Annotated in this window: 16 protein-coding genes; 12 read left to right on the top strand and 4 right to left on the bottom strand. The window is 69.0% G+C overall.

What is annotated here, in order from left to right; genetic code table 11:
• The first annotated feature begins 82 nt into the window (after positions 1-82).
• From QM806_RS18485 to QM806_RS18530, 10 genes are all read left to right on the top strand, one after another.
• Positions 83-1,699, top strand: coding sequence for a Na+/H+ antiporter (locus QM806_RS18485; protein ID WP_054246017.1), 1,617 nt, complete (start codon positions 83-85; stop codon positions 1,697-1,699).
• Positions 1,696-2,943 (top strand): lipase family protein, encoded by a 1,248-nt coding sequence (locus tag QM806_RS18490; protein ID WP_283292330.1) that lies wholly within the window; start codon positions 1,696-1,698, stop codon positions 2,941-2,943. The genes QM806_RS18485 and QM806_RS18490 overlap by 4 nt, the downstream gene beginning before the upstream one ends.
• Entirely contained in the window at positions 2,940-3,305 is a 366-nt protein-coding gene (locus QM806_RS18495) for an MmcQ/YjbR family DNA-binding protein (RefSeq protein ID WP_065489440.1), read from the top strand. Before QM806_RS18490 ends, QM806_RS18495 begins: the two co-directional genes overlap by 4 nt.
• Positions 3,302-4,510 carry a histidine kinase gene (locus tag QM806_RS18500; protein WP_064080292.1) on the top strand — a complete coding sequence of 403 codons (1,209 nt, stop codon included), beginning with the start codon at positions 3,302-3,304 and terminating at the stop codon, positions 4,508-4,510. Before QM806_RS18495 ends, QM806_RS18500 begins: the two co-directional genes overlap by 4 nt.
• Positions 4,511-4,543: 33 nt before the next feature.
• Entirely contained in the window at positions 4,544-5,338 is a 795-nt protein-coding gene (locus tag QM806_RS18505; RefSeq protein WP_005568477.1) for a LytR/AlgR family response regulator transcription factor, read from the top strand.
• The gene (locus tag QM806_RS18510) at positions 5,323-5,694 is read left to right on the top strand and encodes a hypothetical protein (RefSeq protein WP_005243998.1); all 372 of its coding nucleotides are present in this window, start codon (positions 5,323-5,325) and stop codon (positions 5,692-5,694) included. The genes QM806_RS18505 and QM806_RS18510 overlap by 16 nt, the downstream gene beginning before the upstream one ends.
• Before the next feature lie 7 nt (positions 5,695-5,701).
• Positions 5,702-7,459: a sodium/solute symporter gene (locus tag QM806_RS18515; protein ID WP_283292336.1), complete on the top strand. Its 1,758-nt coding sequence runs from the start codon at positions 5,702-5,704 to the stop codon at positions 7,457-7,459.
• Positions 7,460-7,643: 184 nt separating this feature from the next.
• Positions 7,644-8,006: a DUF485 domain-containing protein gene (locus QM806_RS18520; protein WP_005260521.1), complete on the top strand. Its 363-nt coding sequence runs from the start codon at positions 7,644-7,646 to the stop codon at positions 8,004-8,006.
• Positions 8,003-9,637, top strand: a complete 1,635-nt coding sequence (locus tag QM806_RS18525) for a monocarboxylic acid transporter (protein WP_005568471.1) — start codon at positions 8,003-8,005, stop codon at positions 9,635-9,637. Before QM806_RS18520 ends, QM806_RS18525 begins: the two co-directional genes overlap by 4 nt.
• A gap of 71 nt (positions 9,638-9,708) precedes the next feature.
• Complete coding sequence (locus QM806_RS18530) at positions 9,709-10,140, top strand: type II toxin-antitoxin system Rv0910 family toxin (protein WP_005568469.1); 432 nt, start codon at positions 9,709-9,711, stop codon at positions 10,138-10,140.
• Here QM806_RS18530 and QM806_RS18535 read toward each other — a convergent pair whose 3' ends face one another.
• A complete protein-coding gene (locus QM806_RS18535; protein WP_182623689.1) occupies positions 10,141-11,055 on the bottom strand; it encodes an ABC transporter substrate-binding protein in 915 nt (304 codons plus the stop codon).
• Positions 11,056-11,143: 88 nt separating this feature from the next.
• Between QM806_RS18535 and QM806_RS18540 the strand changes: the two genes are divergently transcribed.
• Both QM806_RS18540 and QM806_RS18545 read left to right on the top strand, forming a co-directional pair.
• Positions 11,144-13,420 carry an ATP-dependent DNA ligase gene (locus tag QM806_RS18540; RefSeq protein WP_438363258.1) on the top strand — a complete coding sequence of 759 codons (2,277 nt, stop codon included), beginning with the start codon at positions 11,144-11,146 and terminating at the stop codon, positions 13,418-13,420.
• Entirely contained in the window at positions 13,420-14,016 is a 597-nt protein-coding gene (locus QM806_RS18545) for a hypothetical protein (RefSeq protein WP_283292346.1), read from the top strand. The genes QM806_RS18540 and QM806_RS18545 overlap by 1 nt, the downstream gene beginning before the upstream one ends.
• Here QM806_RS18545 and QM806_RS18550 read toward each other — a convergent pair.
• The 3 genes from QM806_RS18550 to QM806_RS18560 all read right to left on the bottom strand — a co-directional run bounded on the left by QM806_RS18550 (position 13,966) and on the right by QM806_RS18560 (position 15,279).
• Positions 13,966-14,232, bottom strand: a complete 267-nt coding sequence (locus QM806_RS18550) for a hypothetical protein (RefSeq protein ID WP_007298172.1) — start codon at positions 14,230-14,232, stop codon at positions 13,966-13,968. The genes QM806_RS18545 and QM806_RS18550 overlap by 51 nt on opposite strands.
• A 21-nt stretch (positions 14,233-14,253) precedes the next feature.
• Positions 14,254-14,799: a hypothetical protein gene (locus QM806_RS18555; protein WP_283292349.1), complete on the bottom strand. Its 546-nt coding sequence runs from the start codon at positions 14,797-14,799 to the stop codon at positions 14,254-14,256.
• Positions 14,800-15,096: 297 nt separating this feature from the next.
• Positions 15,097-15,279, bottom strand: a complete 183-nt coding sequence (locus QM806_RS18560) for a hypothetical protein (protein WP_005260513.1) — start codon at positions 15,277-15,279, stop codon at positions 15,097-15,099.
• Positions 15,280-15,300: the final 21 nt, after the last annotated feature.

The following is a 15,300-nucleotide window of genomic DNA, read 5'->3' on the forward strand; positions in this document are numbered from 1 at the left end:
GGCCCCGGTTCTCGGACCGGGGCCCACGCGCGTCTTCGGAGATGACCCGCGCACGGCGGGCAGGCGCGGCAGAATCGGTGTCGTGAACGGCGTCCTCGTGCTCCTCGTCATCATCGCGGCCATCGCGGTGACGAGTTTCGCGAAGCGCCGGGACCTGCAGGCGCCGCTGGTGCTCGTGACGATCGGGTCGGCGGCGTCGTTCATCCCCGGGATGCCGCGCCTCGAACTGGACCCGGAGGCCATTCTCGGTGTGGTGCTGCCGCCGCTGCTGTACTCCGCGGCGCTCAAGTTCTCGGTGGCCACGTTCCGGCGCCACCTCGCACCGATTCTCCGGCTGGGGATCTTCACCGTCCTGGCGACCGCCATCGGGGTGGCCTTCTTCTCCAACTGGCTGGTCCCCGAATTCACGCTCGGCGCGGCCCTGGTCCTCGGCGCCGTGGTCGCGCCGACGGACGCGGTCAGTGCCGTCGCGGTCGGCCGCAGGCTCGGCCTGCCGAACCGGGTGATCGCGATCCTCACCGGTGAGGGACTCGTCAACGACGCCACCGCGCTGACCCTGTTCACCGTCGCCGTCTCCGCCGTCGTCGGGGCGAAGATCCCGGTCCATCCCGTGGTGTTCTTCGGCTACGAGGTGGTCGGCGGGGTCCTGATCGGACTGGTGCTCGCCAAGATCGTCGAGTGGGTGCGTCACCGCATGTACGATTCCCCGCTGGAAACGGTGCTGGGGCTGATGCTCCCGTTCGCCGCGTACCTCGCCGCCGAGGAGGTGCACGCCTCTGGTGTGCTGTCGGTGGTCGCCGCGGGGTTCCTGATGGGGCACAAGGCCACCGACGCCTCCGTGGCCACCCGCATCCAGGAGCGGTCGCTGTGGGAGAGCGTCGACCTCCTGCTCGAGATGTTCGTGTTCGCCTACATGGGACTGCAACTGAAGTTCGTCATCGACGACGTCCGAGACCAGGGCCTACCGGTGCACCACGTCTTCTTCTACGGCTTCGCGGTCCTCTTCGTGGTCATGGCGATACGGCCGGCGTGGATCCTGCTGCACTGGCTCCGCCGCCGGGTCGGGCTGGCGATCGAGGCGCCGGGCGGCTCGGTGGAACTCGGATGGCGGGAGAGCCTCGTCGTGTCCTGGGCGGGAATGCGTGGGGTCGTCACGCTCGCCGCCGCGTCCGGTGTGCCCGTGGTCATCGCGAGCGGGCAGCCGTTCCCGGGGCGCGAGGTGATCCAGGCGATCGCGTTCGTCGTGGCCGTCGGCACGCTGCTGATCCAGGGCGCCACCATGCCGCTGCTGATCCGGAGACTCGATCTGGCGGATCCCGGCGAACGCGAGCGCGAGGAGGAACAGGTGAAGCTGGCCCGCGCGATCTCCCGCGACGCAGGCGAACGGGCCCTCGTCGAGTTCGCCGCACACCCGCCGGAGGGAATCGACCGAGCCGACCTGACCGACATCCTCGACCGGGTGCGGCGGTCGATGCGGGCGCGGCTCCAGGCCGAGGAAGCGGAAGACGCCGCGGAGAAGCAGCGGGCCGGCGCACTGTTCGACCACTACCGTCGCGCGGCCCTGCGCGCGCAACGCGAGGCGATCATCGCCGCCCGCGACGCGGGCACGCTCGACGACGAGGTGATGCGTAGCGTGTTGGAAGGCCTCGATGTGGAGGAGGCAGCAGCCGAGGAGCGGGTGCGGAGACGTCGCGAATGAGGTGCGAGGTGGGTGTGCGTCCGGTGCGAACCGCCGTGGTCGCCCTTGCCGGTGTCGTAGCGCTGACCGCCTGCGCCACGGACGAGGCGTCCCCGGGCCCGTCTCCCACCACCTCGCTGGCCGCACCCTCCGCCCCTTCCGTTCCGCAGGCGCCGACAGGGGATCAGCGTGGCGCACTGATGAGCCAGGAGGCGGTGCCCGACATCGATCCGGCGATCACCGCACTCGGCGCGACGGCCACCCGGGTCGTCTACCGGTCGACGTCCGGTGTCGACGGCGGCGGCTCGGAGGTCGTGGGCACGGTCTTCACTCCCGCAGGCCCCGCACCGGACGGCGGCCGGCCCGTCGTCACGGTCGGGCACGGCACCACCGGCGTCACCGACGAGTGCGCCCCCTCGTCGTCGCCGACCCTGCTGGGCACGACGAACCTCGTCCGCCCGCTGCTGCAGCGGGGGTACGTCGTGACCGTCACCGACTACCAAGGACTCGGCACCGACGGCCCACATCCTTACCTCGAACCCGACACCGCCGCCTACGACCTGATCGACGCGGTCCGGGCGGCGCGCAACGTGGTGCCGGACGCGTCGACGCGCTGGGCGGCGATCGGGGTCTCTCAGGGCGGTCAGGCGTCGTGGTCCGCGGCCGAGCACGCCGACGACTACGGCGACGGGCTGGAGTTCGTCGGCTCGGCGAACCTGTCACCCGCGGCCGATCTGTCGGGGATCGTCGCCGACGGGACCGTCGAACCTCTGTCGTGGCCGCAGAAGATGTTCCTTCCCTACCTCCTCGAGGGACTGAAGGTGGTGCACCCCGAGCTGAATCCGGACGACTACATGCGCGGCGCGCTCGCCGCCACTCCCGACGTCACGCTGTCGTGCCTCGCCGCGAAGCTCCCCGAGAAGTGGACGGTGGCAACCCAACTCACCCCGGCCGACACGGGTCCGCGGACGGAGGCCGACGCCGAGCGCATGCGAGGGTGGCTCGAGGACATCGCCCTGCCGAAGAACGGGGCGGGCGGGCCGATGCTCGTCGTCGTGGGGGAGCGGGACAACCTCATTCTGCCGCAATGGACTTCGCAGTCCGTCGACCACGCGTGCGCACTCGGCGACGTCGTCGAGTTCGACTCCCGGCCCGGCGAAGGGCACGCCGACGGGCGCTCCGTCCCCGGCGCGGTGCAGTGGATCGCCGACCGCTTCGCCGGCGTGCCCGCACCCGACACGTGTCCCGAGGGAGGAACACCGTGAAAAACGGCGATCTCGAACGGCTGCGGACGCTGTGCCTCGCCCTGCCCGAGGCGACGGAACGGGTCAGTCACGGCGAACCGGCGTGGTTCGTCCGCAAGGCACCGCAGTTCGCGTCACTCGCCGACCGTCACCACGACGACCGGGTGTCGTTCTGGGCGGCGGCTCCGCCGGGAGCGCAGCAGGATTGGGTGCAGCGTGATCCCGGCAGGTTCTTCGTCCCGCCGTACGTCGGGGGACGCGGGTGGATCGGCGTCTATCTCGACGTCCCGCAGGATTGGGACGACGTCGCCGACATCGTCGAGGACGCCTACCGCACCGTCGCCCCGAAGACCCTGATCGCCCGACTGGACGCCGGCGAATGACGGGAACCGTCGTCGCCGTCGTCGCGTTGCTCGTCCTCATTCCCGTCGTCGCGTTCACCGCGGTGTGGCTGCGCGCCCGGCGCGAGCTGACGACCCCCACCGAACGGGCCGTTCACACCACCCTGCACACGGCGTCGCTGGCGGCGCGCCCGTTGCGGCGGGGACTCGACGAGACGTCGGCGGAGGAGGCCGCGCCGCACCTGCGCCAGCTGACCGGCGCGCAGGCGCTGGGCGTCTTCGACGCCGCCGGTGACCTGCTCGCATGGAGCGGACCGCACGAAGCCATGACCGAACAACTGCACGACGCGGCCGCCCGCGCCGTCGACGGGGAGCGCCGGGTGCTCGTCGCCTACGGTGGCCTCGTCCGGGGCGCGGGCGACAACGCGGTGCGGGCGTTGATCGCCCAGCCCCTGCTCATCGAGGCCACCGGCGTGGTCGGGGTGCTCGGCATCGTCACCACGGAAGACCCTGGTCCGGGCATGCTCGGCGCCGTCACGGAGGTCGCCCGGTACGCGTGCAGCCAGATCGAACTCGCCGACCTCGACGCGTCCCGCGCCCGACTCGACCGCGCCGAGGTCCGGGCGCTGCGCGCGCAGATCAGCCCCCATTTCATCTACAACGCGCTGAACACGGTGGCGTCGTTCGTCCGCACCGATCCCGATCGCGCCCGGGAACTGATTCTCGAGTTCGCCGACTTCACGCGGTACTCGTTCCGTACGGCAGGGGAGTTCACCCTGCTGGCCGACGAACTACGCAACATCGACCGTTACCTCACCCTCGAGCGCGCCCGGTTCGGCGACGCCCTCGCGGTGAAATTGCAGGTGGCGCCGGAGGTGCTGAACGTGGTGCTGCCGTTCCTCGCGCTGCAACCGCTGGTCGAGAACGCGGTGCGGCACGGAATCGCCGCCAAACCGGACGGTGGCACCGTCAGCATCGTCGCCGCCGACGAGGGCACCGACTGCGTGATCAGCGTCGAGGACGACGGGGTCGGCATGGATCCCGACCTGCTGCGGTCGGGGTCGCTGGACTCGGTGGCCGAGACGTCGGGGGTGAAGGAGGCGGCGCACGTCGGGCTCGCCAACGTCGACGACCGCCTGCGCGCCGCGTTCGGCAACGACTACGGACTCGTGGTGGAGACCGCGCCCGGTGCGGGCACCAAGGTGAGCATGCGCGTCCCGAAGTTCCGGCGGGGGATCTCGACGTGAACGGGAAGAGTCCGTGCGACGATTGCTGTCGTTGTGAACCACACTGACGACAAGTCTCCGGATGCACCCCTGACCGTGCTGGCCGTCGACGACGAGAAACCCGCCCTCGACGAGCTGGCGTTCCTGCTGCGCGCCCAGGACGCGGTCGGGGACATCCGGACCGCGGGAGATGCCACCACGGCGCTGCGCATACTCCGCGACGGCGAGATCGACGCCGTCTTCCTCGACATCAACATGCCCGGACTCGACGGACTCGAGCTGGCCGGGATCCTCGCGAACTTCGCGTCCCCACCGCAGGTGGTGTTCGTGACCGCCCACGACGACCGGGCCGTCGCCGCATTCGACCTCGGAGCCGTCGACTATCTCCTCAAACCCCTGCGCGAGGAGCGGCTGGCGGAGTCCGTGCGCCGCATCGTCGAGGGGCGCCGCAGGCGGGTCGACGCGGGACCGGCCGCCCCCACCGACGAGGTGATCCCGGTCGAACTCGGCGGCATCACCACGCTCGTGCACCGGTCCTCCGTCGAGTGGGTCGAAGCGGACGGCGACTACGCCCGACTGCACACCGCGGACGGCTCCCACCTCGTCCGCATCCCCATCTCGGCACTGGAGACACGCTGGGCGGACGCCGGGTTCCTGCGGGTCCACCGCTCGTACCTCGTCGCGTTGCCGCGGGTCACCGGAATCCGGACCGTCGGCAACGGTCTCGTCGTGTGCCTCCGCGCGCACGGCGACCACCAGCCCGTCGAACTGCCGGTCAGCCGCAGACACACCCGGATGCTCAAGGACCGGCTGGTCCGGGCGCCGAAACAAACATGGACCGCGCGATGAGTTCGCCGGAGCGGGTGCGGGTCGTCCTCGCCCAGCGCCGCGGTGCGCGCATCGTCCGCACCCGGGTCGAGGTGCAGGAACAGACCGCGGTCGGGGACGCGATGATCCGGGGACTCGTGCGCACCCAGCTCGTGCTGGCCATCCGGCTCGCGCTCCTCGCGGCGTGCCTGCTGTGCGCGGTGCCGCTCGTGATGTTCCTGTTCCCGGCGTTGTCCGACGTGGCGGTGCTGGGGATCCGGCTGCCGTGGGTGGTGCTCGGGGCGCTCGTGTACCCGGTGCTCCTGACCACCGGCTGGATCTACGTGCGGCAGGCCGAGCGCAACGAACAGGAATTCGCCGACCTGGTGGACGACTGAGCATCCCGTGACCACCGACCAACCCATTCCCTGGCTGACCCTGGCCGGTCTCGCCGCGGCCGCGGTCGCGACGGTGGCCATCGGCATCTACGGAGTGCGGTTGGCGCGCACCACCTCCGACTTCCTCGTCGCGTCCCGCAGCGTCGGGCCGCGGTGGAACGCCGCCGCCATCTCCGGCGAGTACCTTTCGGCCGCATCCTTTCTCGGTGTCGCCGGCCTGATCGCGAAATACGGTGCCGACGCCCTCTGGTACCCGATCGGCTTCACGGCCGGCTACCTCGGGCTGCTGCTGTTCGTCGCCGCGCCGCTGCGACGCTCCGGCGCGTACACGGTGCCCGACTTCGCCGAGTTCCGGCTCGGCTCCCGCCGGCTCCGCACCCTCGCGATGCTCGTCGTCGCCGCCGTCTGCGCGCTGTACCTCGTCCCGCAACTCCAGGGCGCAGGGCTGACTCTGAACATTTTGCTCGGGGTGCCGACCTGGGTCGGGGCCGTCGTCGTCGGGCTCATCGTCATCGGCAACGTGGTGGGCGGCGGCATGCGGTCCATCACATTCGTCCAGGCCTTCCAATACTGGCTGAAACTCACCGCGGTCGCGATCCCGGCGCTGGTGCTGTCGGTGTACTTCTTCGGCGACCACCACGAGCTGGGCGCCGCCGCACCACCCACCGTGAGCGAGCAGACCACGGTCGACATCACCACCGACGTCGTCGTGCAGGTGTCCGAACCGGTGACCGTCGGCGGGTCGGGGACGATCGACGGGGTCCCGGCGAGCGGTGACGTTCTCCTCGAGCCGGGCGAGCACCACCTCGGTGAGGGCACGTCGATGACCCTCGAGGCGGGCGCCCCGGTGCCCGTGGTCGCGGGCGCTCCCGCCGACAACTCCGACTGGATCGCCCCCGGCTGGGGATTCGGCGGCGACCACCCGATGTACCAGGTGTACTCGCTGATCCTCGCCACGTTCCTCGGCACGCTCGGGCTGCCACACGTGCTCGTCCGGTTCTACACCAACCCCGACGGGCGGGCCGCGCGGCTGACGTCGCTGGCCGTGGTCGGGCTGCTCGGAGTGTTCTACCTGTTCCCGACGCTGCTCGGGGTGTTCGCGCGGCTGTACGTGCCGCAGCTGCTCATCACCGGCACGTCCGACGCCGCGGTCCTGCTGCTGCCCGGCTCCGTGATCTCCGGGTGGGCCGGGCAACTCCTCGCCGCACTGGTGGCGTCCGGGGCCATCGCGGCGTTCCTGTCCACGTCGTCCGGCCTGCTCGTCAGCATCGCCGGGGTGCTCAGCACCGACGTCCTGCGCGGGCGGATCCGGGACTTCCGGATCGCCGCAGTCCTGGCCGGGGCGGTGCCGCTGGTGCTGTCGCTGGCGGTGACGTCGCTGGACCTGTCGCGCACGGTCGGGCTGGTGTTCGCGGTCGCGGCGTCGACGCTCTGCCCGCTGCTCGTGCTCGGCATCTGGTGGCGTGGACTGACCGCCGCCGGGGCGGGTGCCGGGATGGTCGCAGGCGGGCTCGTCGCCGGCTGCGCCGCCGGGATCTCGGTGCTCGGCGGCTTCACCGTCGACGTCTGGAACGGCTGGCCCGCGGCGATGGTCGCGTACCCGGCCGCCGTCAGCGTTCCGCTGGCCTTCGTCACGATGGTGCTGGTCAGCAAGGTGACGAAGCGTCAGATTCCCGCCGACCTCAGCCGGATCTTCACCCGCATGCACGCCCCCGAGGGGCTCGGGGTGGGCTCCGACCGCGAGCGGGAGCTCCGCTCCCCGTGAGCCTTTTTGGTAGCTCCCGCAACCATAAAGGCGCACGGGCGGCGGAGCCGCTTGTCGCGGTCGGGTGACCGTTCGACGCACAGTCCGGCAGCTCGTCGTGTGACAGGCACCACAACCTATTTCTGTGACTCAACTCTCACTAACGTCGGTTACCAGTTCACTTCACACGACCAAGGAGTCTGCAGTGACCACAGCCGATCTCAGTGAGGGCGCACCGCAGAAGCGGCGCGCCCCTGATGCGCAAGCCTTCGTAGACATGCAGGCGAGCCCGGAGTTCCAGGAGTTGCGACACCGCCTGCGTAGTTTCGTCTTCCCGATGACGGCGTTCTTCCTCGCCTGGTACGCGGCGTACGTCCTTCTGGCCACGTACGCGCCCGAGTTCATGGCCACCAAGGTGATCGGCAACATCAACCTGGGCATCATCCTCGGTCTCGGCCAGTTCGTGACCACGTTCGTGATCACCGCGCTGTACGTGAAGTTCGCCAACCGGGAACTCGACCCGCGCTCCGCCGCGATCCGCGACGAGCTGGAAGGACCGCTCAAGTGATCACCACACTCGCCGCAGGCACCGACGTCGGCAACCCGATCCTCAACATCGCCATCTTCGTGGCGTTCGTCGTGATCACGATGACCATCGTGATCCGTGCGAGCCGCACCACCAAGAAAGCCTCGGACTTCTACACCGGCGGCGGTCAGTTCTCCGGACCGCAGAACGGCTTCGCCATCGCCGGCGACTACCTGTCGGCCGCGTCGTTCCTCGGCATCGCCGGCGCCATCGCGGTGTACGGCTACGACGGCTTCCTGTACTCGGTCGGCTTCCTCGTCGCCTGGCTGGTGGCCCTGCTGCTGGTCGCGGAACTGCTACGCAACACCGGCCGGTTCACGATGGCGGACGTGCTGAGCTTCCGGCTCAAGCAGCGTCCCGTGCGGATGGCCGCGGCGCTGTCCACGCTGGTGGTCTCGCTGTTCTACCTGCTCGCGCAGATGGCGGGCGCCGGCGGACTCGTCGCGCTGCTGCTGAACATCGACGGCAAGGTCGGTCAGGGCGTCGTCGTCGCGGTCGTCGGTGTGCTGATGATCGTGTACGTGCTCGTCGGCGGCATGAAGGGCACCACCTACGTCCAGATGGTCAAGGCGGTGCTGCTGGTCGCCGGTGCGGGCATCATGTTCTTCCTCGTGCTGTTCGCGGTGCGCGGCAACTTCTCCCAACTGCTCGCCGACGCCCAAGCGACGGTCGCCGGTTCGACGAACGAGGCGATCGCGGGCCGCGACATCCTCGCTCCCGGCGCCAAGTACGGCATCAGCTCGATGAGCAAGCTCGACTTCATCTCGCTCGGCATCGCCCTGGTCCTCGGCACCGCGGGCCTACCGCACGTGCTGATGCGGTTCTACACCGTCCCCACCGCCAAGGAAGCCCGCCGCTCGGTCACCTGGGCGATCGGACTGATCGGCGCGTTCTACCTGTTCACGCTCGTCCTCGGCTACGGTGCCGCCAAGATGGTCGGCCCCGACGTCATCCTCGCAGCGCCCGGCAAGGAGAACGCGGCGGCGCCGCTGCTCGCGTTCGAACTGGGCGGCACCATCTTCCTGGCGATCATCTCCGCGGTCGCGTTCGCAACGATCCTCGCGGTCGTGGCGGGGCTGGCGATCACGGCGTCCGCGTCATTCGCCCACGACATCTACGCCAGCGTCATCAAGCGCGGACACGCGTCGGAAGAGTCGCAGGTGCGGGTTTCCCGGATCACGGTCGTCGTGATCGGTCTCGTGTCGATCGTCCTGGGCATCATGGCCATGGGCCAGAACATCGCGTTCCTGGTGGCGCTCGCCTTCGCGGTGGCCGCCTCGGCCAACCTGCCGACGCTGCTGTACTCGCTGTTCTGGAAGAAGTTCAACACGACCGGTGCCCTGTTCAGCATCTACGGCGGCCTGGTCAGCTGCCTCCTGCTGATCGCGTTCTCCCCGGCCGTGTCCGGTAAGCCGTCGTCGATGTTCCCCAACGCCGACTTCGACTACTTCCCGCTCGCCAACCCGGGCATCGTCTCCATCCCGCTGGCGTTCGTGCTCGGCGTCGTCGGCACCTACATCGGCCGCGGCAAGACGGAGGATCCCGCCAAGCAGGCCGAGATGGAGGTCCGCTCTCTCACCGGTGTCGGTGTGGAGAAGGCCGTCTCCCACTAATGCCTTCGGCCTGTGAGTACTTATTAACCGCCCGCGGTTAATAAGTACTCACAGGCCGTTAGGCTGCACCAATGGCGAAACTCACGGTCAAGACCGATGTTCCCCTCAGCCCCCAGGACACCTGGGAGAATGCCTCGAATCTGCAGGACTTCGACAAGTGGTTCGTCGTCCACGACGGCTGGCGCGGCGAACTTCCCGAGACCCTCACGGCCGGAACCGAGATCAGTTCCGTCGTCACGGTCAAGGGACTCCGCAATCGCGTGAAGTGGACGATCAAGGAGTACGACGCCCCGAACCGCATCGTCCTCAAAGGTGACGGCAAGGGTGGCGTGAAGCTCGGAATGGTGCTCGACGTCCAGGCGAAGGGTGACGCGTCCGAGGTGGCGTTCACCATCGAACTCGGTGGCGCACCGCTGTTCGGGCCAATCGGTTCGGGTGTCGCGAAGGCACTGAAGGGCGACATCGAGAAGTCCCTGACGACGTTTGTCGAGCTGTACCGCTGATCAATCGAGGACGTGCGCGCCGCCGGTGTCGGTGATCCACTCGGCGGCAAGGGCGTCCAGCGTCCCGTCGGCGTAGAGCGAATCGACGGCCGCCGAGACGCACGCGGTGAGCGGACTGTTCTTCTCCAGCACGAGGCCGAAGAATTCGGTGACGGCGTTCGGGCGGGGGAACTGCCCGACGAGGACGCTGTCCTTCACCTCGTTGGCGGTGATCTGAAATCCGGTCGGGATGTCGACCACCAGCGCGTCGATGTCGCCCGCGGCCAGGGCGGCCTTGGCGTCGTCGGTGGTGGTGAAACTGACCGGTGCCTGGCGGGGCTGCACGGTCTGGGTGATGGCGTCGAAACTGGTGGACCCCACCTGCGCCCCGAGGCGGAACGGCGCGAGGTCGGCGAGCGATTTGGCTCTCGCCGCTGGCGAGTTCTTCAGCGCCAGCACCGACTGCGTGACGGCGTAGTAGGGCGAACTGAAATCGACCGTCTCGCGCCGGGTGTCGACGATCGTGAACTGGTCAATGGCGAAATCGAAGTTCTTCTCGCCGGGTGCCAGCGCGTCGTTGAATGCGACGGTCTCGAATTGCACCTGGTCCGGACCGTATCCCAGCTTCCCGACTACTTCCCGGGCGACGGCGCCCTCGTAGCCCTTGCCGTTCGATGGGTCACCGTCGACGAACCACGGCTGGTACGACGGACTGTCGGTGGCGATGGTGACCACGCCGTCCTGCGCGGTGACGCCGCTGCCGGGGGCGCAGTCGCCGACCGCGCGGGTGGACGGAAGTTTGGTGAACGCTTCGGGAATCGTCGAGGCTTCGGCCTGGGCGTCGACCTCCGACGCTGTGTCGGTGGAGCAGGATCCGGCGAGCAATGTCAGTGCAGCGGATATGGCGGCGACGGCTGTCTTGGGACCTCGGTGCACCCCGCCATCTTGCCTGGCGGGTAGCGATCCGGCCAGCGAAGCGGCCGCGCGGCGCACAATATGTATGTATTGGCGGAGGGAGGTGCGCGTGGCCACGGCGGGAACTCGGCAACTGACGGTCGACGGACATCGCCTGTCCCTGACCAATCTCGGCAAGGTCCTCTACCCGGAATCGGAAACGACGAAGGGCGAGGTCATCGACTACTACACGCGGATCGCGCCCGCCATGCTCCCGCACGTCGTCGACCGTCCCGCCACCCGCAAACGCTGGCCCAACGGGGTGGACAGCGAGCCGTTCTTCGAGAAGAACCTCGCGGCCTCCGCACCGGCGTGGTTGGAGCGTCGTTCACTCGAGCACTCGGATCGGTCGGTGCACTATCCGCTCCTGAACTCGGTCGCGGCGCTTGCGTGGGCGGGGCAGCAGGCCGCACTCGAACTGCACGTCCCGCAGTGGCGGTTCGACGGCCCGCATCGGGGGCCCGCCACCCGGATCGTCTTCGACCTCGACCCCGGTCCCGGTGTGGGCCTGACCGAATGCGCGGAGGTGGCACGGGCCGTGCGCGACCTGGTCGCGAACCTCGGCTGGACCGCGTACCCGGTCACCAGCGGCAGCAAGGGTATTCACCTGTACGTGCCGCTCGACCGGAAGCTGGACGGTTCGGGCGCGTCGACCGTCGCGAAACAAGTGGCGACGGGTCTCGAGAAGCTGCGGCCCGAACTCGTCACCGCCACCATGGCCAAGGCGGTGCGCGCGGGAAAGGTGTTCGTCGACTGGAGCCAGAACAATCCGTCCAAGACCACCATCGCACCGTATTCGTTGCGGGGACGCTCCCAGCCGTATGTCGCGGCGCCGCGAAGCTGGGACGAACTCGACGACCCCGACCTACGGCAGCTGCGGTTCGAGGAAGTGCTCGAACGGTGGGAGTCGGACGGCGACCTGCTCGCCGGACTCGACCCACCGATCGAGGACGACGCCGCCCTCGCCGAGTACCGCCGCAAGCGTGATCCCGGACGGACACCCGAGCCGATGCCGGACACTGTGCGGATGGGGGAGGGGAACAGTTTCGTCATCCAGGAACACCACGCCCGGCGCCTCCACTACGACCTGCGGCTCGAACGCGACGGGGTGCTCGTGTCGTGGGCGGTGCCGAAGAACGTGCCGACGACGACGGGGGAGAACCGGCTCGCCGTGCACACCGAGGATCACCCGCTCGAATACCTCACGTTCTCCGGGACCATCCCGAAGGGCGAATACGGCGGCGGCGAGATGACCATCTGGGACACGGGCACCTACGACACCGAGAAGTGGCGCGACGACGAGGTGATCGTCCAGTTGCACGGCGGGCAGGTGGACGGCCGGTTCGCGCTGATCCGCACGAAGGGCGACCAGTGGCTGATGCATCTGATGAAGGATCAGACACCGGGCGGGTCGCACACGTCCGAATTGCCGCGGGGACTGTCACCGATGCTCGCGAGCCCCGGCACCCTCGACGGACTGGACGCCGACGAGTGGGCGTTCGAAGGGAAGTGGGACGGGATCAGGGTGATCGCCGAGATCAGTGGCGGCGAGCTGAAGCTGACGAGCCGGGCAGGCAACGACAAGACCCGCGACTACGCCCGATTGGGTTGGATGGCAGACGCTCTCGGCGACCACGAGGTGGTCCTCGACGGTGAAGTCGTCGCGTTCGACGAGCGGGGTGTCGCGAACTTCGGCCTGCTGCAGCAGGGCAACGAGCCGCACTTCCTGGCGTTCGACGTGCTGTATCTCGACGGAGTGTCGTTGTTACGCAAGAAGTACACCGACCGGCGCCGCGTCCTCGAGGCACTGGCGGCCAAGGTGGACAACCTGGTCGTTCCGCCGCAACTGCACGGGTCCGCGCAGGACGCTCTGGACGAGAGCCGCGGCAAGGGCTGGGAAGGTGTCGTGGCCAAACGCCGCGAGTCCGTGTACTTGCCGGGCAAGCGGGGGTCGAGCTGGATCAAGGTGAAGAACTGGCGCACACAGGAAGCGGTGATCGGCGGGTGGCGCCGGGGTCAGGGCGGGCGGTCCACGGGAATCGGGTCGGTCCTGCTCGGCGTCCCCGAGGACGGTGGGCTGCGCTACATCGGGCGCGTCGGAACCGGCTTCACCGAACGGGATCTGCAGGAACTCGCGTCCACCCTGGGGCCGCTCGAAACCGACACCAGCCCGTTCGTCGAAGACCTGCCCACCGCCGACCGCAAGGGCGCCGTGTGGGTGACCCCCACGCTGGTCGCGGAGGTGCGATTCATGGATTGGACCGGCTCGAAGAGACTGCGGCACCCCAGCTGGCGTGGGCTCAGGGACGACAAGACACCCGAGGACGTCGAAGTGGAGGTCTCGTGATGACCGGTATCCGATTTCAATCGACTCCGGAGAACGAGATCCCCGTCTCCGTGCCGGTCGACACCGTGCTGGCCCGCACCGAGTCGCTGGTGCTGTGGCTGACCGACGTTCACGTCTACAGCTGTGGTGTCGAATTCACGATCCAGGCACGCAGACCCGAGTCCACGGTGCTGCTCGACATGTTCGGCTTCGGCAAACCCGCGTCGTCGAACAGCAGCGGGCCGTTTCTGTTCGGCGTCGAGTACGCGGACGGCAGTGTGTTCACCAACCTTCCCGGCGCCCACATGACCGACGGCCTGCACGGCGGAGCGGGGCGCGGCGGGCCCCTCACCGGTGACAAGACGTACTTTCTGCAGCCGCTCCCGCCGCCGAAACGCTGGTCGATGATCACGGCGTGGCCCTACTTCGGTGTCCCGGAGTCTCGGACCGACCTCGATTCCGCCGTGTTCGCCGAAGCCGCGGAGCGGGTGGAGACATTGTGGCCGGAACCGGTTCACGCACTCGTCGAGGCATCGGACGGTCGACAGCAGCCGCCGGCGCTCGAATTACCGCCAGGGGGCTGGTTCGAATGGGCCGGCCGACGCCGTGTCGAATGATCCGGGCGGTTCCTGTGTCGGGGTGCGCAGCGCCGGGGGTGTGAAGACCGGCAGGGGTGCGGACGTCGGGTCCTCGTCCTGGTGCTGCTCGGAGACACTCACGTCTGCGTTCGGTGACGCCGTGCCGCTGGCGACGGCGATCCCGGCGGCGCCGACGACCGAGAGGACGAAGGCCGCGCCCCCGCCGATCGCGATGCGGGTCTTGGTGTGGGACATGGTGTGGATTTCCTCCGGTGATCAGGGACCGACGACGGTTCCGCCGTCGACGGGGCCGACTCCGCCGGGCGTCTGCGGGGTTGCGGGCGGGGCAGGCTTCGGGCCGCCGCCGACGGGGAAGGGATTGGTTTCGGGTTCGAGAACGCCCGGCTCGACCTGGCCCGGTCCTTCGAACGGACCCTTCGGGGGGTGAACGGGGTCGACGACGACGGGCGGATCGACGACGACGGGCGGGTCCACCACGACGGGCGGCTGGGCGATGGGCGGTTGCGCAACCGGCGGCTGGGCGATGGGCTCCTGGACAATCGGCGGCTGGGCGATCGGTGCTCGGACGATGGTCGGTGCTGCCACGATGGGCGGAACGACACCCGGTCCCGGCGCCACCGTTTCGGTGTCGGCCGAATAGCCTGGCGCCGAATACTCGGGATTCACCGAGTAGCCGGGGTCTGCGACGACGATCCGACTCGGGGCCGGCGCGATCGCCGGAGCGGGCTGCTGCTGCGAGACGGCCCCCTCCGAGCTCGGGGTCGGAGCCCCCTCGGTATGTCCACCGGCAAGAACGATCACTGCGGCTCCGGCGAGGGAGAACGTGAGGGCGGCGGTTGCGCCGATCGCGATGCGGGTTGCGGTGTGGACGATGGGGTGCCTCCGGTGGATTGGGTGGTCTAGCTGGGCCGTTAGACCAAGCTTGCGCCGGGCGCGAGCCTTTCGACAGGCACCCCAGGGTGCGCATCCCCCACCCCGCGGCGGAACCGCGGGCAGCCGCTCCCGCGCTGTTTACCGACGGATGTGCCGGAATCACAGGCAATTGCGTCGGAATCCGGCCAATGTCCCTGCGGCTGTGGTGCGGTGAGCGCTACCCACTCACGACAGGTCGCGGAACGTCATGACGAAGCCGGCCATGGCGGCGAGCACGGCCAGGACGTAGACCGGCACCTGCACCCAGACGGGTGCGGTGCGGTTGACGATCATCGCCGCCGCCAGTGCGACGACGATGAGCACCACACCGTAGAACGGGGTGCGCTGAGGGTGGTCACCTCGTGCCATAACCACCAGTGTGCCCCGCGT

It is taken from the genome of Rhodococcus sp. IEGM 1351 (assembly GCF_030056875.1).
GTDB lineage: Bacteria > Actinomycetota > Actinomycetes > Mycobacteriales > Mycobacteriaceae > Rhodococcus_F > Rhodococcus_F opacus.

Excerpts from the sequence above, each read along its gene's own strand:
- QM806_RS18490 (WP_283292330.1), top strand. The coding sequence starts at position 1,696 with ATGAGGTGCGAGGTGGGTGTGCGTCCGGTGCGAACCGCCGTGGTCGCC.
- QM806_RS18500 (WP_064080292.1), top strand. The coding sequence starts at position 3,302 with ATGACGGGAACCGTCGTCGCCGTCGTCGCGTTGCTCGTCCTCATTCCC.
- QM806_RS18510 (WP_005243998.1), top strand. The coding sequence starts at position 5,323 with ATGGACCGCGCGATGAGTTCGCCGGAGCGGGTGCGGGTCGTCCTCGCC.
- QM806_RS18530 (WP_005568469.1), top strand. The coding sequence starts at position 9,709 with ATGGCGAAACTCACGGTCAAGACCGATGTTCCCCTCAGCCCCCAGGAC.
- QM806_RS18545 (WP_283292346.1), top strand. The coding sequence starts at position 13,420 with ATGACCGGTATCCGATTTCAATCGACTCCGGAGAACGAGATCCCCGTC.
- QM806_RS18550 (WP_007298172.1), bottom strand. The coding sequence starts at position 14,232 with ATGTCCCACACCAAGACCCGCATCGCGATCGGCGGGGGCGCGGCCTTC.
- QM806_RS18560 (WP_005260513.1), bottom strand. The coding sequence starts at position 15,279 with ATGGCACGAGGTGACCACCCTCAGCGCACCCCGTTCTACGGTGTGGTG.